Annotated in this window: 16 protein-coding genes; 8 read left to right on the top strand and 8 right to left on the bottom strand. The window is 66.6% G+C overall.

Features of this window, described 5'->3' with window-relative positions:
• Positions 1–27 precede the first annotated feature (27 nt).
• Complete coding sequence (locus AKJ09_RS00775; RefSeq protein WP_169927143.1) at positions 28–2,040, top strand: LuxR family transcriptional regulator; 2,013 nt, start codon at positions 28–30, stop codon at positions 2,038–2,040.
• A gap of 19 nt (positions 2,041–2,059) precedes the next feature.
• On the opposite strand, the gene AKJ09_RS00770 is transcribed toward AKJ09_RS00775, so the two are convergent.
• From AKJ09_RS00770 to AKJ09_RS00755, 4 genes are all read right to left on the bottom strand, one after another.
• Positions 2,060–3,142 carry a sigma 54-interacting transcriptional regulator gene (locus AKJ09_RS00770; protein ID WP_146645128.1) on the bottom strand — a complete coding sequence of 361 codons (1,083 nt, stop codon included), beginning with the start codon at positions 3,140–3,142 and terminating at the stop codon, positions 2,060–2,062.
• A 251-nt stretch (positions 3,143–3,393) separates the two neighbouring features.
• Complete coding sequence (locus tag AKJ09_RS00765; protein WP_146645125.1) at positions 3,394–4,692, bottom strand: DUF4388 domain-containing protein; 1,299 nt, start codon at positions 4,690–4,692, stop codon at positions 3,394–3,396.
• On the bottom strand, positions 4,632–5,672 hold the full coding sequence (locus AKJ09_RS00760; protein ID WP_146645123.1) for a hypothetical protein: 1,041 nt from the start codon (positions 5,670–5,672) through the stop codon (positions 4,632–4,634). Before AKJ09_RS00760 ends, AKJ09_RS00765 begins: the two co-directional genes overlap by 61 nt.
• Before the next feature lie 58 nt (positions 5,673–5,730).
• Positions 5,731–6,090, bottom strand: coding sequence for a roadblock/LC7 domain-containing protein (locus AKJ09_RS00755; RefSeq protein WP_146645120.1), 360 nt, complete (start codon positions 6,088–6,090; stop codon positions 5,731–5,733).
• 275 nt (positions 6,091–6,365) lie between these two features.
• Here AKJ09_RS00755 and AKJ09_RS00750 point away from each other — a divergent pair, with 275 nt between their 5' ends.
• The 3 genes from AKJ09_RS00750 to AKJ09_RS00740 all read left to right on the top strand — a co-directional run bounded on the left by AKJ09_RS00750 (position 6,366) and on the right by AKJ09_RS00740 (position 9,761).
• Positions 6,366–7,730 carry a coiled-coil domain-containing protein gene (locus AKJ09_RS00750; protein WP_146645118.1) on the top strand — a complete coding sequence of 455 codons (1,365 nt, stop codon included), beginning with the start codon at positions 6,366–6,368 and terminating at the stop codon, positions 7,728–7,730.
• 108 nt (positions 7,731–7,838) lie between these two features.
• Positions 7,839–8,192 (top strand): roadblock/LC7 domain-containing protein, encoded by a 354-nt coding sequence (locus AKJ09_RS00745; protein WP_205633558.1) that lies wholly within the window; start codon positions 7,839–7,841, stop codon positions 8,190–8,192.
• A gap of 90 nt (positions 8,193–8,282) precedes the next feature.
• Entirely contained in the window at positions 8,283–9,761 is a 1,479-nt protein-coding gene (locus tag AKJ09_RS00740; RefSeq protein ID WP_146645114.1) for a GTP-binding protein, read from the top strand.
• On the opposite strand, the gene AKJ09_RS00735 is transcribed toward AKJ09_RS00740, so the two are convergent.
• Positions 9,749–10,987, bottom strand: coding sequence for a glycosyltransferase family 87 protein (locus AKJ09_RS00735; protein WP_146645112.1), 1,239 nt, complete (start codon positions 10,985–10,987; stop codon positions 9,749–9,751). The genes AKJ09_RS00740 and AKJ09_RS00735 overlap by 13 nt on opposite strands.
• 197 nt (positions 10,988–11,184) lie before the next feature.
• Between AKJ09_RS00735 and AKJ09_RS00730 the strand changes: the two genes are divergently transcribed.
• The 4 genes from AKJ09_RS00730 (at position 11,185) to AKJ09_RS00715 (ending at position 15,064) form a co-directional block, all read left to right on the top strand.
• Entirely contained in the window at positions 11,185–11,910 is a 726-nt protein-coding gene (locus AKJ09_RS00730; RefSeq protein WP_146645109.1) for a DUF4331 family protein, read from the top strand.
• Positions 11,907–12,614: a DUF4331 family protein gene (locus AKJ09_RS00725; RefSeq protein WP_169927141.1), complete on the top strand. Its 708-nt coding sequence runs from the start codon at positions 11,907–11,909 to the stop codon at positions 12,612–12,614. The genes AKJ09_RS00730 and AKJ09_RS00725 overlap by 4 nt, the downstream gene beginning before the upstream one ends.
• Before the next feature lie 138 nt (positions 12,615–12,752).
• Positions 12,753–13,781 carry a CE1 family esterase gene (locus tag AKJ09_RS00720; protein WP_146645105.1) on the top strand — a complete coding sequence of 343 codons (1,029 nt, stop codon included), beginning with the start codon at positions 12,753–12,755 and terminating at the stop codon, positions 13,779–13,781.
• A 38-nt stretch (positions 13,782–13,819) separates the two neighbouring features.
• Positions 13,820–15,064, top strand: a complete 1,245-nt coding sequence (locus AKJ09_RS00715) for a GDSL-type esterase/lipase family protein (protein WP_146645104.1) — start codon at positions 13,820–13,822, stop codon at positions 15,062–15,064.
• Positions 15,065–15,070: 6 nt separating this feature from the next.
• On the opposite strand, the gene AKJ09_RS00710 is transcribed toward AKJ09_RS00715, so the two are convergent.
• The 3 genes from AKJ09_RS00710 to AKJ09_RS00700 are packed head-to-tail and all read right to left on the bottom strand — an operon-like array spanning position 15,071 to position 21,232.
• Positions 15,071–16,060: a D-2-hydroxyacid dehydrogenase gene (locus AKJ09_RS00710; protein ID WP_146645102.1), complete on the bottom strand. Its 990-nt coding sequence runs from the start codon at positions 16,058–16,060 to the stop codon at positions 15,071–15,073.
• 21 nt (positions 16,061–16,081) lie between these two features.
• Positions 16,082–17,284: a hydroxymethylglutaryl-CoA synthase family protein gene (locus tag AKJ09_RS00705; RefSeq protein WP_146645100.1), complete on the bottom strand. Its 1,203-nt coding sequence runs from the start codon at positions 17,282–17,284 to the stop codon at positions 16,082–16,084.
• Positions 17,285–17,338: 54 nt separating this feature from the next.
• Complete coding sequence (locus tag AKJ09_RS00700) at positions 17,339–21,232, bottom strand: tetratricopeptide repeat protein (RefSeq protein WP_146645098.1); 3,894 nt, start codon at positions 21,230–21,232, stop codon at positions 17,339–17,341.
• Positions 21,233–21,386 lie beyond the last annotated feature (154 nt).

Genomic DNA, 21,386 nt, shown 5'->3' with positions numbered 1-21,386 from the left:
GGAGTGCGTTCGCGTTTGCGGCAAAGAGTGCAACGAAAGGAAAGAGCCGAAGGCGCGTCGCGACGAACGAGCCCTTCCGATTCGAGTGAGCCTCCCAGCGAGACCCTCGGTTCGCGAATCCAAGACGTCCTGCGCCATCTCTTCGTCGGACGTGACCGCGATCTTGCCACGTTCCTGAGCGCGTACCAGCAAGAGTCGACCGGCGTCGTCCTCGTCTCCGGCGAGCTTGGCATCGGCAAGAGCGCGCTGCTCGAGCGATTCTCCGAGCTCGCGCGTCGGGTTGGCGCGTATTGCGCTCGCGTCGACTGGCGCACGAGCAATCCGCGTGTGGCGCTCGCCAAAGCCGTGGCGAAGCTCCGGGCCCACGCCCGCGACGCGCAGAGACCAGTCCTGGTCATCGACCACTTCCATCGCCTGGCGCGTGACAAAGCGTGGTTCTTCGAGACCTGCCTGCCATCACTTCCGAAGCGCGCCCTCGCCGTCATCGCCAGTCGGCGTGAGCTGACCAAGCTGCGTATGGGCGCGCTCGGCCTCGTGGCCCCGTTCTGCAAGCGCATCGAGCTCGGCGAGCTCGACGACGAAGCGGTCAGCGATTACCTGCGCCGGCGCGAAGTGCCAGAGGCCTCGCACGCGGGAATCGTCTCGTTCTCGCGTGGAATCCCGATGCTGCTCGCGCTCGCCGCCGAGGTCACGCTCGAATCGAGAATGCCCTGGTCAGAGCGCCACGAGCGCATGGTGCTCGGCAAGGTCGCCCATCCCTTCATGGACGTCGCCGACAGCGACGAACGGCGCACCGCGCTCACCACGCTCTGCGTCGCGCGTAGCGTCGTCTTCGAGTCGCTCGCCGCCACCCTCCCTCGAGGGGCGAACGTCTCCGCGATGTACAAGTGGCTTGCCGCTCGCCCGTTCGTGCAGCCCACGGCATCGGGCCTCAAGCCTCATGCGCTCACGCGCGCCGCCTGCCTGGCGCTGCTCCGCCACGACCATCCGAGCTCGTATCAATCGGTCGTGACGCAACTGCGGGAGTTCTACGATGCGCAGCTGCGCAACCCGAGCCTTGCCCACAGCCGCTGGGTGGCCGACCGAATCCATCTCGAGCGCCATCGCCTCTCGTTCCGTCACCCCATCTACGAAGACGAAAGCGAACACGAGATCGAGCCGGCGCGGCCCGAGGATCACGAGGCCATCGTCGCGCTGACCGCCACCCACGAAGGTGCGTCGACGGCGCGCTGGGTGAAGCGCTGGCTCGATGCCAGCGTCGGAACGTGCGACGTCCTCCGAGCTCCGACGGGGCGTATCAACGGCTACGCGCTGACTCTCGAAGCCAACGGCGGCTGGCCATCGGCTGTGAGTGGCGACCCCGCGCTCGCCACCATCACGTCGTTTCTGAAGTCACGAAAAGACGCGAACCCGGAGGGCGGGGCGTACATGCTCCGGAGCTCCATCGCCGTCCACGCCGACAAGGGCGTCCGCTACGTGTCCACGCTCCTCTCCGAGCATCTCTACGCACGCGTGCGTCAACTTCCCATGCCGCGCTTCCACTTCGGGGTCACCTCTGCGCCGGAGATCTGGTTCGACGCCGGCGTGACCCTGGGGTTCGAGCCGGCCATTGCCGGTCGCTACGTCGACGATTCCGTCGAGCACGTCGTCTTCGCGTTCGAGGCGCTCGACGCTCATCGCGAAGAACCGCCGAACGGAGGCGCGGCCGAGCCGAGCGCCCCAGCGCTCGAGAGTGTGCCTGCGCCGTCCGATGGATCGGTTCCGCCGAAAGAGGCGCCTCCGCCGGCCGAAGGCGCATCACCGAATCTTGCTCCCGAGCTCGGCGAGCTCTTGCGCGCACGCTTCGCGAAGCTCGCCGCCGATGCGGGCCTCACCGACCGCGAAAAACAGGTGCTCGACCTCGTGGTGCTCGGGCGCAACTCCGTCGAGATCGGAAAGGTTCTCGGCATCGCCGCGCGCACAGCGAAGTTCCATCAAGCGCGACTGCTGAGCAAGCTCGGCGCCGACTCGCGCGTCGACATCCTCCGCCTGCTGCTCTGAGCGCGCGCTGCACCTGAAATCAGGCCGTCGTCGGCCGGCGCACGTTCGCGATGTCGTAGAGCTTCAGCTTCGCGTAGAGCGTACTGCGCGAAATGCCGAGTCGACGCGCGGCGTCTTGCACGCGTCCTCGCGTGGCGTCGAGCGCAAGAAGAATGTGTTCGCGTTCGATCTCGTCGCGGCTCGCCGCTCCGGCCTCTCCGGCGAGGAGCTTGGTTGGCGGCGTGCGCACGCCGCTCGGCGGCTCGGAAGGAAACGCTGCGACGTGAGCTGGGCGACCCGCGCCGCGGACCGGATCGAAATGCAGCTCTTCGGGGCGGAGCGTGTGGCCGCGCCGGCGAAGCAGGGCTCGTTCGAGGACGTTTCCGAGCTCTCGAAGATTGCCCGGCCAGCCGTGATTTTCGAGCTTCGCGAGTGCGCTCGGCGAGATCTCCACGCCATCGCCACCGGTGAGGCGAACGAGCATGTCGGTCGCGATCGGCAGGATGTCTTCGCGTCGCTCGCGGAGCGGCGGGACGGTGAGCGTCACCGTGCTGATGCGATAATAGAGGTCCTGGCGAAACGTCTTTCGCTCGATGGCCTCGAGCATGTCGGCGTTCGTGGCCGCCACGAGGCGGATGTCGACTTGTCGCTCCCGCAGGTCGCCCATGCGCCGGAAGCGCTTCTCCTCGAGAACCTTGAGCACCTTCGATTGGACGCGGATGTCCATGTCGCCGATCTCGTCGAGGAACAGCGTGCCGCCGTGGCTCGCTTCGAGCAGCCCACTTTTCGCGGCATAGGCGCCCGTGAAGGACCCGCGTTCGTGTCCAAAGAGCTCGCTTTCCACGAAGTCGATGGCGAGCCCTGCGCAGTTCACGTCCACGAAGGGCCCTCGCGCACGTGCGCTCAGCGCGTGGATTCGACGACCGAGCACACTCTTGCCGGTCCCGGTCTCTCCGAGAATGAGCACGTTGCACTCGGAGTCACGAAGGCTCTCGATTTCGGACTCGAGCTCCATCGCTGCGCGCGAACGAGGTACACGCGACGCAAGTGAGCGCCCGGCGGGTCGAGCGACCGTGGGGACGAGGGGTGCGCCTGCAGGTGAAGCCGATTTGATCTGGGCCATGGTTCCTGGGCGAGTCGTTGACGTGGCCCCCGCCCGTACCGCTGGCCGTTCGCTTCGCGAGACGGCCGCGAACGATCGCTCTCAAAGTACGGTCGCCTGCGGCGTCTTTGCACTGTCCCGAAGGGCAGGCCTCCTCCCTCAGTAGGAACCCGCTCGTCGAGGTCGTGCCGACCGGCGATCGAACAGTCGCGAGGTTGGACGATCGCCGGCCTGTCCAACGGGACAGGGGCCGACGAATTTTGGATGAATTCTCAGATGCGTCTGCTGGCCCACGAGTCGAGCAGACGACGACCGAGCGCGCTCGCGTGTCCCCAGCCGAGGCCCTTCGAAGAGGAGCGGTCGAGCAGAATCCAGACGACGCGATGGATGTGCTCGATGACGAGCTCTTCCGCAAAGACCAGGAAATCGGGCTCCTGGGTCATCATCCGACGTGGTGACCGAGCCGCGTCCGGGGACGTGCGTGCGGCCTGCGCATCGAACGCCGTCAGAAGGGCGCGCATGCGAGCGACGACCAGCGACGAGGTCCTCGCGGCGGATATCGACGGCCGCCCGACGCCATAGACATGGTCCATGGCGACGGCATCCGTCACGAACGCCGCGCGCAATTCGGGAATGCGCGCGGCAAAGGACCGAAGGAGCTCGATCTCCTCGCTGCTCGCGGTCGTCCAAAGTTCGCCCGGATCCAACGCGACTTCTCGCGAGGCAGGCGGCGCATCGTTGGCGATGGAGGTGAGGCCTGCGACGAGAGCGCCGATGGTCGTCTCCGGCGACGTCCGACACCAGATCGAGCGGGCCTCTGCGAGCGCCGCGCCCCCCAACGTGCCCTCGCCGGTGCGGATGGCCACGAGCTCTGCGCCGTCGCCGAGGGTAGCGTCGAACAGCATCGTGGAAACCCGCGATGCACTCGAGGGCAATGGCAACGACTCGACGACGGCGTTGCCGTCGAGGACTTCGATCCAGTCTGCACCCACCAACGCCTGGAGCCGTGTTGCCAAGCCCGGGCGGTCCATCCGCTCGTGGACGGACGTCACGACGGATGGTGCCTCGACGCGCGGACCGCCGGTCAGCTCCTCGAGCGAAAAGGTGAGGCTCGAATCGTACGCCGCGAATTGCGACGATCGATTCAAGAATAGCGTCTGGACCGGGCCGGCGTTCAAGAGCGCGGTCGTCGCGAGGTCGATCTGGTGCTTCAGCGCCGCGCGAACCTCCTCACGGTTCGCGACACCCCAGGTGATCAGTGTTTCTCCGAGCGGTCTCTTCTCACGACGGCACGACTCCAGGATCTCCCGAAAGACGTCGATGTCGACGCGTGCGCCCTCGAGCAGCTTCTTGGTGAAGGCGAGGGGATGTCCCGAATCCGTCGCCCACGCCACGCGACCGTTCTGGAAGTAGACGTGGACCTCGACGCTGCTCGAGGCACAGATGAGCTCGCCGCTCGCGTGGCCGCTGGCCAGCTCCGTGAGTGTCTCGAGGGGGCGATGGTCGAAGATCACGGAGTGACCGTCGCCCCGCAGAGAGACTGGAGCAGCCGCGCGAGTGTTGCCTTCCATGGGTCTACCTGGTCCCGGTGCGGACTTTCGAGGAGTGCGTCGAGCTCGGCGTCGAGACCGCGCAACGGATCCAGCGCGCTGCGGAGATGGGCCGGGATGACCCCGTCGACACTTGCCAGCGTGCGCCACGCGCTCTCGACCAGGCGTGTGTCGTGCTGCTTCAACTCCTGCCGCTTGCTCACGTCTGCGAGGATCTGCACGAAGGTGTCGACGTCCTGGAACAGGCGAAGACCTGCGGTGGGCTCGCGGCCTTCACGGAACCACTCGAGCAGGCGGCCCTGGAGCTCGCGGATTCGGAGCCGGTCGCGAATACGGATGCTCGTGTAGCCCTTCCAGCCGACGACGGTGGCGAGCGCAACGCCGACGGCACGCAGTTGCGAAGCAAGCGTCTCTTCCTTCGGTGTTCCGATGGCCTTCATGTCGTGACGCAAGCGTCCATAGGCACGTCGAACGGCGAGCGAGGTATCGAGCTCCGCCGCGGAGTCGAGCTTCGAGGTCGCGAGTCCCGCTTGGTCGAGCGCGTGATCGAGGGAACGAAGGACCTTTCCGACGCGACGTCGCGCGGTGTCGAGCTCCGAGAGTAGGAGATCGGCGCTGCCAACGGTCGTCAGGCCCTCGAGTCGTTCACTGCCCTGACGCAACTCGAGGCCCGCGAGATAGGCGATGTCGGCAACGGCTTCGACCGACCACGACGGGCGCGTGGAATCGACGGGAACGTCGGCCCCCAGCGGGATCGTCGGAAGTCGCCCGTCGACGACCGAAATGCCAGGCCCGCGCGTTCGATGGATGCGCTCCTCGCACACGCTCTGCACGTCGGCCACGAGCGAACGTGCGTCCTGCATCAGCTTCGCGAGGGTCGGTAGGAGCTCGCTCACGAGCTGGTCCCGCGAGTCGGACTCGAAGCGATGGATCTCCACCGCCTCGGCCCGCGCGGCCAGTCGAGCCATCGCCTCCTGGACCTCCGCGAAGCTGAAGCGCATCACCGTCCTCGGGGCGAGATGCGGCGCCCGGTGTGGGGGGCCGCCTCTCGCCTGAATGTCAAACCTGCAGATCCTTCTCGACGTCGGCGAGCGTGAGGCGCGCCATCGCGAGGTTCGCGCGCGAGCGATCGAGGGCGAGATAGAAGAAGATGGTCCCGCGCGAGCGAAGCGGACGAATGAGATGGTACTGGCGGCCGAGGGTGATGAGCATGTCCTCGATTCCGTCCTTCAGATTGAGGCTGTTCATCGCCTTGCGCTTCGCGCGGACGACTTCCGTGTTGCCTGCGGCGGCGACTTCCAGATTGATCGTACCGCCACCCTCCTGGCCGAGGAGCATGCCGCTTTCCGAGTCGACGAGCGCCGCTCCGATGAATCCGTCGATCTGGTTGAGTTTCGTGAGAGCGTCTTTCGCGTTCATGGCTGTCTCCTCCGAGGCCTCGCGCTCGTCATCGCGTTCGATGCATGCGCGGACTGCGCGCTGGGTGCAGTGCGCGTGCCAAAAAGCAGAACGGCGAGAGTGCTCGTCGGTGTTCGTTCGGAGACGACCGAGTCCATGCTCGCGGTCCGAAATCCGAACACTCCGTGTCCGAGATCCGATCGCGGACGGAAACGTTCGTGTCCGGCACGCGCGCGGCACGCGAAGCGCGCGCTGGATGTTCGCTGGTACGCAGGTTGCTCGGGCGGCACCGAGCGATGGCGTACCTCAACGTCCGCGAACGACGCGTCGAAGCAAAAGTCGCCTATGTCGGCGGCGAGCGGTCCGGAAAACGGAGCGCGCTTGTCGAGCTGCGCAAGCGTAGTGGGCTGACGTCCGCCCTTGCCGGTGCAGATGCGTTCGCGTTCGACCTCCGCCCGCGAAAGAACGGCGGTGACGACGACTACCCGCTGATCGTGAAGCTCGTTGCCCACGAGGGCGCACCCGAGATCGCCAACGTTGCTCCGCTCCTGTCGGATGCCGACGCGGTTGTCGTCGTGATCGATGTGGACCCTTCCGCACATGACGAAAACCGCCAGGCAGTCCAGGTCGTCCGCGACGTGCTTGGCGATCGGACGGTGCCTGTGCACCTCCACGTCGTGCAGAGCGAGCTGTCGGAATTCGTCACCGCCGATGCCGTCGTGGCGGAGCTGGGGGTCACGGCTTGGCCACATGCCGCGACGTCGTCGAGTCCTGGCGACGGCGCCTACGAGACCTTCAACCGGGTGGTTCACGACGTGATGGAAGCGATGACTCAATCGGACGTGTCGGAAAGCGAAACGCAACCGGTGCCTCACGCCGCGCGCGGCGAGGGCAACCCGCTTCTCTCGGCTCTTCGTCGCGTGCTCGACACGACCGTCGAGCAGCACGTTCGACGCCTCGGCGAGGAGCTCACGACACGCATCGAGAGCAGTCTCGATGCCCGCGTGCAGGCCCTGGCCGCGCGCATCGACCTCATGGAACGCGGAGGCTCGACGGCGTCGGTCGAGAGGCAGATCGAATCGGTGCGGGATCGCATCGAGGCGATCGAGGACGGCGCCAAGGTCTTCCGACACCAGATGGTGACGAACTCCGACGAGCTCCTTCGCGCGGCTCGTCACACTTGCACACGCGAAGACCTCGCGACCATCAGCACCGATTTGCGCGACGAGGTGGTGCGCTCGGTCGACGCGAGCGTCGTCGCGAGCCGGGAATCCGTCGCCTCGATCACCGGTCTTCGTCGCGCGATCGACGGGCTCACCGCCGAGGCGCGTCGGGCAAGCACGAAGGAGGCCGTCTCGGCGATCTCCACGAAGCTCGAGGAGATGGAACAGCAGACGATGGCGCTCGGTGCCGTCGTGGAGCGCGCATCGGCACCGGCCATCACGCTCGCCGGAAAGGTGGCCGATAGCAAAGAGGAGCTCGTGCGGGAGCTGCGTGAGAACGTCACGCGTCGAATTGCGTCGCTCGACGCCGTCTTGCGCGAGGTCGCAGCTCGAACGGAGACGGCCGCCAGCGTCGACGAGCGGACCGCGCGCGTCGAGACGCTCCTCACCGAGCTCATCGAAGAACTAAAGAAACCCAAGAAGGGATGGTTCGGCTGACCGGCCGACCTCGTGTGGATGCGTGATCACTTCATGGGTGATCACTTGAATGGGCGCAACCGAGTTGCGCAATGACGAAGGAGATTTCGAATGGCCAATGAAAAAGAAATGAACGAGATTCTCGACAAATTCCACTCGGAGATCCCCGGCTTCATCGCCGCGTCTCTCGTGGATCTCGATTCGGGAATGACCCTCGCCGTTCGCTCGAATCGCAACGACTTCGACCTTGCCGTCGCGAGCGCCTACAACAGCGAGCTCGTCAAGCAGAAGCAGAAGATCATGAAGGCGCTGAATCTCACCACGCACCTCGAGGACATGATCCTCACGCTCGGTGATCAGATTCACTTCCTCAAGCTCGTCACGCCCGGCACCTTCATCTACCTCGCGGCGGACCGTTCTTCGTCGAACATCGCGATCGTTCGTACGGTCGTCAACAAGTACAGCAAGCCGCTGACCGTCTGACGACGCTCGGCGAGGTAGATCGCGTCGAGTCGATGCTCGGTCGAGGAGGTGGGGCCTCGGCCGAGTCGGACCCGCGAACGAGGAGGACCGATGGCGGTGTTCGATCTGCGTGAGAAGCGGATGTGCGTCCGCATCGTCTACGACGGATTGGCGGGGGCCGGAAAGACGACCAACCTACGCCAGCTCTCCGGCCTATTCGCAACGCAGCGAACGAGCGATCTCGTATCGCCCGCGGAAATCGAAGGTCGGACGCTCTATTTCGATTGGATGCAGATCAAAGGCGGAGTCGTGTGCGGATTCCCCCTGATCTGTCAGGTCATCAGCGTTCCGGGCCAGGTGGTTCTCACCGAGCGCCGCCGCCACCTGCTCTCGACCGCCGACGTCGTCGTCTACGTCACCGACAGCGCTCGTAGCGCGGTCGCCAACGCGCGAAGCGGGCTTGCCGTCCTCGACGAGGTCGCACGCGAGAGAGACGAGGCGCCGCTGATCGTCGTCCAGGCGAACAAGCAAGATCAAATCGACGTCTTGACCGGCCCGGCGATTCTCGATGAGCTCGGTCGACCCGGGACCGTTTGCGTGGAGGCCATCGCTCGCGACGGTATCGGCGTCGTCGACACGTTCGTCGCCGCCGTCCGAGCCATTGCGCGTGCGGTGCAAGCCAAGGTCGAGCGCGAGGAGCTGCGCATTCCGGTGGCCCGACCGCAAGGCCCGCGCGCCCTCCTGCAGCGCCTCGAGGCGCTCGAAGTCGACCCGGAGTGGGCCGCCGAGATGTTTCTCGAGGAGGCCACCGCCGAGTTCCTCACCTCACAGGATACGGACGTTTCGCCGATCGTTCCGCCGCCGCCGCCCTTGTCGTCGCTCCACGGCGATGCCGCGCCATTTCCGCGAACCGACGTGCCGACGGGCTACGTGTGGCCGGCGCATACCGGACGCGCTTGTCTGCGGTCGGTATCGCACGCCGCGATCTCCTCTGTCCCGCTCGACGACGACGGAGCGGCCGAGACCCACGCCGAGGGATTCCGACTCTGGACGTCGCGTCGCTGGTACTTCGAAGACGCCGATTCGGCACGACAAGGGATTGTCCGCTCCGCTCGCGAACGAACGCAGCTCGGGCCGCTCCTCTCACCCGACACGGTGCTCGTGCTCCAGCCGGTCGACGAGGAGAAGAGCTGGCTTTGGACGATTGCGCCGGCGGTGCCCAGCGTCCGTGAATGGCTGCACCAGGCCGATGGCGATGCCGAGCGCCACCGGCGGCTCGAGGCCTTCGGAGCGGCCGTTGCGAATGGACTCGCGTATGCGATGCAGTATGGCGTGGGCCTCGACACCTCGGCCGACGCGTTCGGCGTCGAGGACGGGACGATTCGCTACTTCGGCGAGCTCACAGCGATCGCCCCCGACGGCTTGACCACTATGATGGACCGCGCGCTTGCCAGCGTCGAACGCCGGGTCGACGACTTGACGTTCTTCGTCGAGTGTATCGAACGCGAGCTCGATCGTCGGTCGATGACCGCGCCCGCGGTCTCCGAAGCGCGTGCGCGGATGAAGACGGCCCTGTCTCAGAGCGTCTGAGCGTCTCGGCTCTCGCTGTGCACGCGACTCTGGCGCACCGCGATCGCCAGCAAGGCGAGGAGGACCGGCGGGCCCACTTGAGCTCCCACCGCGCTCGCGACGGTGGGAGTCGCGAGCGGCAAGAGCCACGCGGCGACGAGCCATTCGCGTTCGAAGCGATTCCAACCGAGTCGTTGCCCGGTGAGGCTCATCCAGGCGAGGGGAAACGCGAGCAGCGTGAGGTCGTAATCGAAAAGATACGGACTCACGAGGAGCGTGGTCACCGTGAATGCCGCGCCTCGGATGGCGAGCGAATCGGTGCGTCGCCAAACTTTGTAAACTGCATGAATGGCCCCGCAGGCCACGAGTGCATGCGCGGCCCAGGCGAGGGCGACGGGCGCGCCGCAGAGGCGGACCATGGCGAAGACCGTTGGCATCTTGTCCCACGGCAAGACGCCGTTCTCCACCGCGCTTCGTGCGAAGGAGAGGCCGTGGACGAAGGCGAACAGCGCGTTGCTCCCGAGGACGGCCGTTCCGAGCGCGAGGAACAGCGTGGCGACGACGGCCGCCGTGGCCAGTGTGCGCCACGCCCGGGTGGCGATCAGAACGACGGGAAACACCAGAGCGAGGTGCGGTTTCACGGCGAGGAGGCCAATCCAGACACCTGCGAGGATTGGCCGCGAGCGGAGGTTCAGGAGCGCCGCACCGATCAGCGCGGAGGTGAGAAACGCATTTTGGCCATGCAGGGCGTCGATCCAAATGCCTGGAAACGCCGCCAAGCACCACATCGCCTCGCGATTACGGACGATTCTCCGAAACACCGCGACGTAGCCTGCGAGCGTGGCGACGACGAACGCGAGATACGATGCGAGATAGGGCAGAAGGGCGAGGGGCAAGACGACGAGGTGGAACGTCGGCGGATAGAACCAAGCGAACGTCGCTCTCAGCGCGGGCACCGCCGTCTTCTCGGCCTCGAAGATTGCCCGTAGGTCATAGGCCTCGGCAGCTCGGCCCTTCAGAGCCATGAACGACGCGGCCCAGAACGTGACGAAGTCGTAGCCGAGCGGCTCGCCGCCCCGGTCGACCATCCCGCGCATCGTCGAAAGCAAAGCGAGCGTGCTGACCACCAGCAGCCCGACGACGACCTTCGGATACGTCCGGAGCCGCCGCTCGTCGAGCCAGTGCTCGGCGCGCACGTCGCCCGCGTTGCCGCGCGCCTCGTTCTCGTTCGATTCGTCTCGTTCCAATCTGGCTGCGGAATCTTAGCGAATGGCCGCGCGAGCACCACCGCGACGCGCGCCCGAAGGCCGCGGACAACCTCGCCGAGAGCCGCCCTACCGCACGACGGCTCCGGTTCGGCTCGTGCATCGTCGTACGTGTGCGCGAGGGGTGAGGTGGCCAGCGCCCAAACCTCCTCGAGCCGCCACGAAGAAAGGCAGACGCGATGAGAGGTGGCAAAGTACTGGCGGGCGTGGGGCTCGTCGCGACACTCGCGGTGCTGGGGCGCGCCTCGGTCGCTCGCTCCGATGACTTCGGCGACGGGCCGAAGACGACGGCCGTTCCCGCGGCAGATCTCGGCAATCTCTATACGTGGGTCGACGGGAGCAACCTCGCTCTCGCGATGACCGTCTTCCCGGCCGCAACGACCGAGGCCAAGTTCGCCGCCGACGTCCAGTACGTGTTCCACACGTCGAGTGGAGCGGCATTCGGCCAGACGACCTCGAACGTCGACATTGTCTGCACGTTCGACGCGGCGCAGAAGATCTCCTGCTGGGTGGGGCTCGCCGTCTACGTCACCGGCGATGCGAGCACGAAAGAGGGGCTTGCGTCCGCGGACGGCAAGTTCCGAGTCTTCGCAGGGCTCCGCGCGGACCCCTTCTTCTTCAACCTCGTGGGGTTCCAGTCCGCGTCCGAGGCGTATGCGGTTTCGAAGGACAACTTCCAAACCGACCCATCCGGTTGCCCGTGGCTCGACTTCGGCGCCGCGGGATCGCTGCGGACCACGCTCATGACCAGTGCGGGGGCGCCCGCCGTCGACACGTACAAGAACCTGAACACGCTCGCGATCGTCGTGAACATCGACAAGTCGATGGTCACCTTCGGGGGCCCGTTCGTGTCGGCATGGGCCAGCACCAACAAGGCGCAGACGCAGACGGGGGGCGACCAATGAAGCGCATTGCTTTGACGAGCATCGCGTTCGCGGCAGCGGTGGGGCTCCTCTCGTTCGCCGCGTGTTCGAGCAACGAGAGCACGGGGGGCCCGGAAGACGCAGGCTTCGATGCGCGGGACACCGGCCCAGCCGATACGGGACCGGTCGATGCAGGCCCGCCGCTGCCGCCGAACCTCGGCACGCAGATCGATCGCGTGGGTCGGCCCGCCATAACCACGCTGCTCATCGCCCCGTTCGACGATCAGGACGCGAGCGTGGGCGCGGCACGCGACGCGTACAACGCTCAGCAAGACCCGACCAAGTGGGTGGATTCGAATCGCGCGGAGATCGAAAAGAACCTTGCGGTCTTCGACGCCCTCGACAAGGGCGTGAACGGGGGCGATTGCGGCAATCAAGTGCTCGCAAACCTCCAGATCGAAGGCGCTAGTCGCTACGCGCCACTCGCGAGCATGCTCGCCGACGACCGCCTTTGGGTGAACACGAGCTCGAGCACGTGCTCTCAATACATGGCCGTCGAACTGGCCGCGACGCAGACCCTGGCGAATACGGACTGCGGCGGCCGCACGATGCCGTACGACGTCATCGACTTCATGTATTCGGTCACGTCGGGGACGGGACTCAATGGCCTGGGCGACCAGGTCGGTGCGGTCGCAGCGAAGACGAACGGGACGACGTTCCCGTATCTCGCAGACCCACTGCAATGATTCCTCTTGCCGCTGAGGGATAGGCGTAGGTTCGCGGCAGCCGCGGGAGGGATGCGAATCGCGTGGCCAGGCGCTGACGTCGTCGCACGGAGAATGCGACGCTCGAGTCTGGCACGCGATTCGAAACCAGTGCGCGGCATGCTGTTGCCAAGACTTCTCGTCGTAGGCGCCATCGTCGCGTCGTTCGCCGCTTGCGAGAGCGGGGGGGCGTCCGCCCCTGAACCGACTCCGCCGCCGCCCGCGGGACAGACGCCCGCTCCTCCGGCCACCGGCCCTTCCAATCCGTCGCCGGCTCCGAGCACGCCTCCGAGTGGCGGTGACACGGTGTCTGAAAACGCACCGCCGAAGGGTGGTGCGACCGGCGGATCGTCGAGCTTGCAGAACGCGGTCGAAACGTGCGACCTGCCGTCCAACGGAACGGGATTCGCTGGAACGCAATATCTCAGTTTTGCCGGGCTCAGCTATTCGTACGAGCTCTACGTGGCCGACAAGTACGATGGCCATACCCGCTTTCCGCTCGTGTTCGTGTTCCACGGGGACGGCATGTCGGGCGCCGAGATTCGGAGTTGGCTGTCTCTCGAATGGGAGGCCGGCGGAAATGCCATCTTCGTTTATCCGAACGGGCCCGGCGCAACTTGGGATACGAGCTCCGCCGTCGGGGTCAATACCCACGTGGCCCTGGTCGACGCCATCGTCACCGACATGGAGAAACGCTTCTGCGTCGACACGAGCCGCATCTTCGCGTGGGGCATCAGCCGCGGCGCCTTCTTCGTCAATACGCTCGGCTGTTTCCGTGGAAACATCTTTCGAGGGATCTTTGCGAACTCTGGCGGTGGCCCGAGCTCGCCCGACCCCAGGCTCTACGGCGCGAACGACTACCTCGAGTGTCCGACCGCAGCGCCCGCCGCCATCGTCATCCATGGTGATGCCGATCAGACCGTCGGCTTCGGCGCCGGAGTCGAATCCGAGCAGCATTGGGCGATGGCCAATGGTTGCGACACGACCGGCACTCCCATTCCCGTCGACCCCGGACCTTGCGTCACCTATCCGGGATGCAAGCAGCCGGTGATCTGGTGCCATCTCCCCGGCTATCCCCACAAGTTGTGGGAGCCGTCGGAACAAGCGGCCTGGCAACTCATCGATTCGACGAAACCGAAGACTCCCTGATTGGGATTCGCTGACCGTTCGAGGACAACGAGGAAACAATGCAAAGGCTCATACGTGGGGCGTCGCTCGCGGCGGCCTCGCTCGTCGTCGTGTGTGGTTGTTCGGCAGGGCAGGGGGCCGCCGATCAGGCTCCTCCCGCGGACGGTGGTGGGGCGCGGCAGGTCGATGGTTCGTCGGCTCCGCCTTCGAATACGGGGCCGAACGGCGGGCCCGCGACGTCGCCGGAGCCTCCGTCGGTTCGCTTCGTCGGGCGTTTCGACACGCGGATTCCCGATTCGCCGCGAGCGGCGTGGCCAGGGGCTCGCATTCTGGCGAACTTCGAAGGGAGCACCGTATCGGTGTCGCTAACGGAGAACACCGAGGCGTGGATGACGAATGGGCCCAGCGAATGGGATTACGCCATCGATGGGGCATGGCAGCCCAAGCTCACCCTCGCGAGTGGTGCGCAGACGCTGACGCTCGCGACGGGACTTGGGCCTGGGTCGCACAGCGTCGAGCTGTACAAGCGAAGCGAAGCCGACAACGGTGTGACCATCTTCAATGGCTTCACGTTCGGTGATGGCGGGCATTTGCTTTCTCCGCCGCCCAAACGAACGCGATCCATCGAGATGATCGGCGATTCGATGCTGGCGGGGTTCGGCGTCGAGGGCGCAGGTCCGAGCTGTCCGGGTGCGAACGAGGCGGCCCGCTGGGAGAACTTCCACAAGACGTTCGGCGCGCTCCTTGGCGACACGTTCGGCGCCGACGTCTACGGAACCGCCTTCTCGGGCAAGGGGGTCACGAAGAATGCGTGGCGCCCGGACCCGCAGACGATGCCTCGCATATTCCCACTCAGCAATCCGAACGATCCGAAGGCCGAATTCGACTTCACGTCGTATTCGCCCAGCGCGGTCATCCTCGGAATCGGTGGACTCGACTTCGCCGAGGGAGAGCCGGTCGACGACGGTCCGGCCTCCATCGGCGACTTCACGGCGGGCTATCTGGCGTTCACGCAGACGCTGAGGAAGCTCTACCCCGATGCGCAGATTCTCTGCATCGTCGGACCGGACATCGTCGATGGTGGCCCCAATCCCGTTCGGGACAGCGTGGTCGCCGGCGTGACCGCCGCGGTCGAAGCGCAGAAGCAAGGAGGCGACGCGCGGATCTCCGTGTATCTGCCCTCCGCGTCGGCGCCCAGCGAGGTCACCGGCTGCGAAGGACATGGCAACCCGGCCTTCCACGAGCGCATCGCCCGAGAGCTCGCGCCCGTGGTGGCTGGGCTCACGGGGTGGGCAACGCCGTAGGCGGAGTCAGTAGCCGCGCGACGGATCGAAGAGGTTCTCGAGCTGCTCGCCGGCGAGATAGCGCGTGACGTTCGCCGTGAAGATCGGGGCGAATCGCGAAAAGTACCAGGGCGTGAAGCCGGCAACGTGGGGCGTGAGGATCACGTTCTTCATGCCCCACAAGGCGCTCGCCTTGGGGAGCGGCTCTTCTTCGAACACGTCGAGACCCGCGCCGCCGATTCTGCCTTCGGCGAGAACCTTTGCCAGGGCGGTCTCGTCGACGATTGGTCCGCGCGCCACGTTGTAGAGGTAGGCATCCGAACGCATGCGCGAGAGCCGCGCTTCGTCGAAGAGGTGGTACGTATCTCGGGTGAGCGGGACGAGAATGCAGACGTGGTGCGCGCGTGCGAGCACCGAATCGAGCTCGGAGAGGCCCACGACCTCGTCGACGCCAACGCGCTCGTCGTGCCGTGATTTCGGATCTCGCTTCAGACCGATGACGTGCATGCCGAACGGGCGCGTGCGCTCGGCGAGAGCTTCGCCGATGCGCCCGAGGCCCACGATGGCGAGCGTTTGACCCGAGAGCTCGCTTGCGTTGCCGGAGCGGTCACCCGGGGGCCGATCCCAGGTCTTCTCGAGCTGCGCGCGCACGAACAGGTGCATGCCGCGCGTGAACATCAGCATCATCGCCATGACGTGCTCGGCGATGTTCGGGCCGTGGACGCCGCTCGCGTTCGTGAGGAGGATCTTGCGCTCGAGCAGGCCGGGGCGCGCGGACTTGTCGACGCCCGCGGCCCACGAGGCGAACCAACGAAGGCGCTTCGCCCGCGCTACCTGCTCGTCCGAGAGCGACTGCGCGACGATCACTTCGGCGTCTTCGATCTCCGCTCCGAGCTCGCTCGAAAACGAGAGCGACACGCGCGGACCGAACGGAACGAGCGCCTCGCGGAGGGTGGCGCCGTCGTTGCTGTCGGGAGCGAGCGCGACCGTGATGCGGAGCGGGGTCGAGGAAGGCATGACCCCACCGTAGCAGCGCGCTCAGGCGTAGATGCGACGGCCGCCCTGCACGCCTTTGAGTCGAACGCTGCGCAGATCCTGGATCATGCCTAGCGGCAGAGCGTCGAGCTCGCGGACCTCGTCGCGCGCGCGGAACAAGGCTTCGTACTCGGGCACCGTGAGGCGCCTCCGTGCGTCGACGCGAGCACGCAGCGAGCTGTACGCGGCCTGTGCGCCCGGCGTGATGGTGCCCCGGAAGAGCTCTGCACAGCAGCCGCTGCCGTAGCTGAAGAGCGTGACGTCTTGCCCGTGGATGGGGCGTTCCGAGCAGGCGAGGAGGCTCGCGAGCGCGAGGTAGAGCGAGCCCGTGTAGATGTTGCCGATGCGCGACGGGAGCACGAGGCTCGGCGCCACGAGGCGTGCAAACGACTGATCCGGCGCGCCGTCACCGGCGAGCTCACGAACGAGCGCGTGGGCCTTCTTCGCCATCTTGGGATACGGCACGTGATAGAGCGTCGCCGCGAGATCGTCGCCGGGCGTGCGACCGCCCAGCCGCACGTGTTCGGCATGGGCCCCGCGCAGCGCCTCGAGGTAGCAGGTGACGGAGTAGTGCCCGTCGACGAAGGCGTCTTTGGATTCGAGCGGACGCCAGAAGTCGAAGACGTGCTGCGAGCTCGTGCCGATCGTCGCCGTGTCGATCGAGAGCACGCGCGGGTTTTCGGAAACGACGAGCGCCACACTGCCGGCGCCCTGCGTGGGCTCACCCGGCGTGTTGAGGCCGTAGCGCGCGATGTCGGAGCAGACGACGAGCGCCTTGCGACCGCGCGCGCGTCCCGAGGCGATCCAGTCGAGCGCCGTCATCAGACCGGCCGTGCCGCCGTAGCACGCGTGCTTGGCTTCGAAGATGCGGCAGGTCGAAGGAAGACCGAGCAGGCCCTGGAGGAACGAGGCCACGGGCTTGGAGTGGTCGACGGCCGTCTCGGTGCCCACGATGCAAAGGCCGATCTCGGACGGCTCGACGTCCGCGCGCTCGAGCGCGTCCGCGGCGGCCTCGACCGCGAGTGTGACGGTGTCCTCGTCGGGCTCGGGCACCGACATGGCGACGGTGCCGAGCCCTTCGGTGTACTTCGTCTCGGGGACTCCCCGCGCACGAGCAACGTCTTCGAGCGCGACGTAAGCTCGCGGAAAAGCAAGACCAAGAGCATCGATGCCGACGCGAATCGGATTCATGATGCGGCGCAGCATGGTCGGCTTTTGGCCGTGCCGCAAGCGTGACGCGCGGAAAGTCGGAGGTGGCGATTACACGCCGAGCGCTGCGCGCAGCCGAGCGTGGAACTGACGGTCGGAAGGCGACAGCTTTTCGCGTTCCAAGTACCGCTCGTAGAGCTTTCGCGCCTCGTCTTTCTTCTCCGGCTCCTCGAGGGCGATGAGCATCGCGGCGATGTGCTCGTCCGCACCACGGCGTGCGACGGGCCAGGCGCCTCGCGCACGGAGGGCGTCGGATTTCGCGCCTTCGCGGTCTCCTCCGAGGAGGCGAACCGTCGCGCGCAGGTGGAGCGCCGTCGGACAGGCGTGGCCTGCGGCAACGGCGCGCTCGGCGAACTCCTTCGCCTCCTCGAGCTCACCCGCAGCAATCGCGAGTCGACCGAGGTTCTCGTCGTGGATGTGCCAATCGGTGTGCTCGCGCATCTGCAGCCAGAGCGCCTTGGCGCGCGGCACGTCGCCCTCGAGATCGGCGAGCCACGCGAGAACCTGCAACGCGTAGTCCTCGTTCTCGTCTTCCTCGAACGACTCCTGACCGAGGCGCGCACCGAGCGCGTGGTCGTCGCGGGCCATCGCCTTGTAGGCGAGCAAGCCCTTGTCCTCGGCGTCGGCACACTGCGCGACGCCGAACTCGTACGCCTCTTCGCTGCGGCCGAGCGCGACGAGGCAGTCGAAGCGCTCCTTCTCCCACTTGCCGAGCTCGCCGTCGTCTTCGAGCTCGCCTTCGCTCTCTCCGATCTCGGTGGCGAGCACGAGGGCGTCTTCCCAGCGCTGATTGACCTTCGCGAAGGTGAAGTCGAGAGGCTTGCGCTCTCCGCGATCCTCCTCGGGGAGGGATTCGGCGAAGCCATCGATGAGCTTTTGGGCTTCGTCGTCGCGACGCAGGCCGAGCAGCGCGTTGACGCGGTCGGTGGTGGTCTCGATGTCGGCGGCGAGCGGTTCGAGAACACCGAGCGCTTCGACGTACCGGCCGCGCTCGTTGAGCTGTCGTGCATAGAGCCGTCGAGGCGCCACGAGCTTGGGCGCCGCCTCGATGGCTCGCAGGAAGATGGCTTCGCCTTGCGGCTCGTCTTTCATCGAGGCGTCCATCAGCTGATCGGCGGCCTGGGCGAGCACGAGCGGATCCTCGGGCGCCAGCTCCGAGAGACGCGAGATGACCTTGCTGGCTGCGCCCGGGAACCAATGCTTTTCGAGCAGGAACCGCGCGTGCGCGCAAGCCACGGCCATGTCGCGCGGGTTCTCTTCGCCGACGTTGCCGAGAAACCCGTGCGCGCTGCCGACGCCGTCACCAGCCGCGAGGATCTCCGCGGCACGGAGAACCTGGTCCTCGTCGAGCTGAAGCGATTGCACCGAGCGGCGCGCATAGAAGGCGGCTTCGCCCGCATGACCGCCGTTCGTGAGCGCGTCGGCCAGTGCGAAGATCATCTCGGGGCTGTTCGAGAGACCTGCCGCGGCCGCGAACGCCGGAATCGCGTCTTCGTGGCGGCCGGCGAGCGCGAAGATTCGACCGATCTCGCGGTGCACCCAACCGTAGACCGGGCGCTTTCGAAGTGCGGCTCGAAGCGACGTGAGGCCCTCGTCGAGCTTGCCCAGCTTGGCGAGCGCCGCGCCGCCGATGGCCTCGGGCGTGGGCGAGTTCGGATCGACTTCGCGGAGCTTTGCACAAGCGGCGAGGCACCGCTCGTAGCGGCCGTTGTCGTACGCGAGGTCCGCGAGGTTCGTGAGCAGGTAGCCGTCGTTCGGCTCGGCCTCGAGGCGCTTTTCGATCGATGCGAGAGCTTCGTCGACGTCGCCGCGGCGCGCGAGGAGCTTCGCGCGCTCGACCGCATAGCCCTTCGACTCGGGGCGAAGCTCGATGGCGCGCTCGTAGGCCTTGAGTGCGCCATTCACCTCGCCGCGCTTTCCGAGGATACGCGCGTGGACGTAGTGGTTGTACGGATTGTCTTCCGAGAGCTCGCGCGCGCACGAATTGAGGAGCGCCGCGAGCGATACGTCACCGAGCTCGAAGGCAACGTTGGCCAGGTTCTCGTTCGACCGGACATGGCCCGGGTCGCGCTGCAGGGCTTCTTCGAAGGCCTTTCGTGCAGCCTGCTGATCGCCGAGCGCGAGGTGCTGATCGCCGATCGAGCACCAGTTGTTCGCGTCGTCCGGATCGCGATCGCGGGCGCGTTCGAAGGCGGCGAGGGCATCGCTCGCTCGGTCTTCGAGTGCGTACACGCGGCCGAGGAACTGCTGCGGCCACTCGTCGTCGGGCCAGAGATGCGTGATGGCGTCGAGGATGCCGATCAGGCGGCTCTTGTTCTCGTCAGACCTCTCCGCCTCGAACTGCTCGCGAGCCCTCACGAAGCGGAGCACCCACGCGAGCTCGTAGGGCTCGTGGAGCTCGATGGCTTCGCTGGCGAGGCGGTCGGCGTCTTCGTAGCGATTCTGATCGAAGGCCTCCCACGCCTTGTCGGTCGTCGTGATGTAGACGCATTCGACGGCCCCGGCCTCGTCGAGCTTGGCGAGGAGATCGGCGCGATCCTTCGGTACGGCCACGAGCGCGCCGTGGTTCGAGAACTCGCGGAGCTTCGGGAGCTCTTCGTAGGGCGTCTCGCGGATCTCGTGGGTCATCGGATCCTGCACTTCGAGGATCTCGCGGCGGTCGTCGTACCCGATGGCGACCGCGACGTGACGCGTGGTCGAGTAGTCCTCCTCGAGGATCACCGGCACGCCGGCGTCGAGGATCTTCCTCAACCGATCGAGATCGGCCTCGATGCGTCGTGTGACGAAGCCCGCGGCATCCATGTACGCGCGCATACGGTGCACGGGGGTGCCGCCGTCGGGGTGCTTGATCTCGCGCGCCACGCTCACTTGATCGGCCGACGTGCCGAAGAAGCGCAAACAGAGCTCGACCGATGCCGGACCGCAGTGATTGCGGAGCTGCGTGACCGACGGGAACGCGACGAGCCGCGTGCGCTTCGCGCCCTCGTTGGCTGACTTTTCGAGGTTGCGAGCCGCCGTACGCGATGCGGGATCGCCGTTGCCGCTCGCCGCGATCTTCGTCCAAGCCTCGCGCGCGCCTCCGATATCGCCGGCGCGATAGAACGCGGCTGCTCGCTCGAGCATCAAGCCGCGTGAAGAGTCGCCGTCGGGCACGGCCTCGAGAATCCGAGTCAGCGCTTCCGCGACTTCGTTCCACTTGCCCTGCGCGGCGTAGAGGCGCCACTGCGAACGGGGAACGGCGACGTCGCCCGCGGGGCGCGACGCGAGCTTGCCGATCTCCGCGGCGGCCGAATCGAACTCGCCCAGAATCGTGTAGAGGCGAGCGTTGCCGAGCCAGGCATAGCGCTCTGCGGTGACGCGCTCGCTCTCGCTCGTGATCGACGGCAGCGTGGCGACCAGTGCATCGAGCGCTTCCTTCGCGGCGACGCGTTCGTCGAACGTGATGGCCAGGTCGGCGCGTGCCGAATGCACCCACGAAGCGTTCTCGCCGAGCTTTGCGGCGGCTTCGAGCTGCTCCTGTGCGAGGTTCTTGCAGCGTTTGCGCCCGAAGAGAAGCGCCGCTTCGAGGTGAGCGTCGACGGCGAGCGCGATGCCCGCGCCACCCGCACGAACGCCGCTACGGGCCGCCGCGAGCGCAATGTCGAGCGCGTAGTCGACGAGCGGCGAGGCGAAGCGAAGCACGCGTGCGGTTCGCACCTGCGCCTCGACGCGTTCGAGCGTGCCGAGATCGCGCATGCCTCGGACCTCGCCGAGGATCTGATAGGAGGCGTGCCACTTCTCGATGCCCGCGAGCGCGCGAGCTCGAAGGAGGCCGGCCAATGGCGCGGCGAGCGCACCGCCGTCACGAGGATCGTCGAGTGCGGCGAGTGCTTCGCGGAAGCGAAAGCCCTCGATGTGCTGGACGATGCGTGCTGCGACTCCCGGCAAAACGTTCGCGTCTCCCATGACTCGCCTCCAGAAGGACGGCCAGCATAGAGAGGCGCGGTGCGCCAACCAAGCGTCCGAATGGGCGACACCCGAATGAGGGAGTGCGCGGGCTTCGTACGCGGGCTTCGCACATTGGAGGCCGGTGCGGCAGACGGCGCGGCGAAGTGCGAGC

The sequence above is a fragment of the Labilithrix luteola genome (genome assembly GCF_001263205.1).
In the GTDB taxonomy this organism is placed as follows: domain Bacteria; phylum Myxococcota_A; class Polyangia; order Polyangiales; family Polyangiaceae; genus Labilithrix; species Labilithrix luteola.
Note: the sequence above shows the minus strand (reverse complement) of the source record. Positions and strands in the feature narration are given on the sequence as shown.

Coding starts and splice junctions, on each gene's coding strand:
- AKJ09_RS00770 (WP_146645128.1), bottom strand. CDS start 3,142: ATGGCCCAGATCAAATCGGCTTCACCTGCAGGCGCACCCCTCGTCCCC.
- AKJ09_RS00765 (WP_146645125.1), bottom strand. CDS start 4,692: ATGGAAGGCAACACTCGCGCGGCTGCTCCAGTCTCTCTGCGGGGCGAC.
- AKJ09_RS00760 (WP_146645123.1), bottom strand. CDS start 5,672: ATGCGCTTCAGCTTCGCGGAGGTCCAGGAGGCGATGGCTCGACTGGCC.
- AKJ09_RS00755 (WP_146645120.1), bottom strand. CDS start 6,090: ATGAACGCGAAAGACGCTCTCACGAAACTCAACCAGATCGACGGATTC.
- AKJ09_RS00750 (WP_146645118.1), top strand. CDS start 6,366: ATGGCGTACCTCAACGTCCGCGAACGACGCGTCGAAGCAAAAGTCGCC.
- AKJ09_RS00745 (WP_205633558.1), top strand. CDS start 7,839: ATGAACGAGATTCTCGACAAATTCCACTCGGAGATCCCCGGCTTCATC.
- AKJ09_RS00740 (WP_146645114.1), top strand. CDS start 8,283: ATGGCGGTGTTCGATCTGCGTGAGAAGCGGATGTGCGTCCGCATCGTC.
- AKJ09_RS00730 (WP_146645109.1), top strand. CDS start 11,185: ATGAGAGGTGGCAAAGTACTGGCGGGCGTGGGGCTCGTCGCGACACTC.
- AKJ09_RS00725 (WP_169927141.1), top strand. CDS start 11,907: ATGAAGCGCATTGCTTTGACGAGCATCGCGTTCGCGGCAGCGGTGGGG.
- AKJ09_RS00720 (WP_146645105.1), top strand. CDS start 12,753: ATGCTGTTGCCAAGACTTCTCGTCGTAGGCGCCATCGTCGCGTCGTTC.
- AKJ09_RS00715 (WP_146645104.1), top strand. CDS start 13,820: ATGCAAAGGCTCATACGTGGGGCGTCGCTCGCGGCGGCCTCGCTCGTC.
- AKJ09_RS00710 (WP_146645102.1), bottom strand. CDS start 16,060: ATGCCTTCCTCGACCCCGCTCCGCATCACGGTCGCGCTCGCTCCCGAC.
- AKJ09_RS00705 (WP_146645100.1), bottom strand. CDS start 17,284: ATGCTGCGCCGCATCATGAATCCGATTCGCGTCGGCATCGATGCTCTT.
- AKJ09_RS00700 (WP_146645098.1), bottom strand. CDS start 21,232: ATGGGAGACGCGAACGTTTTGCCGGGAGTCGCAGCACGCATCGTCCAG.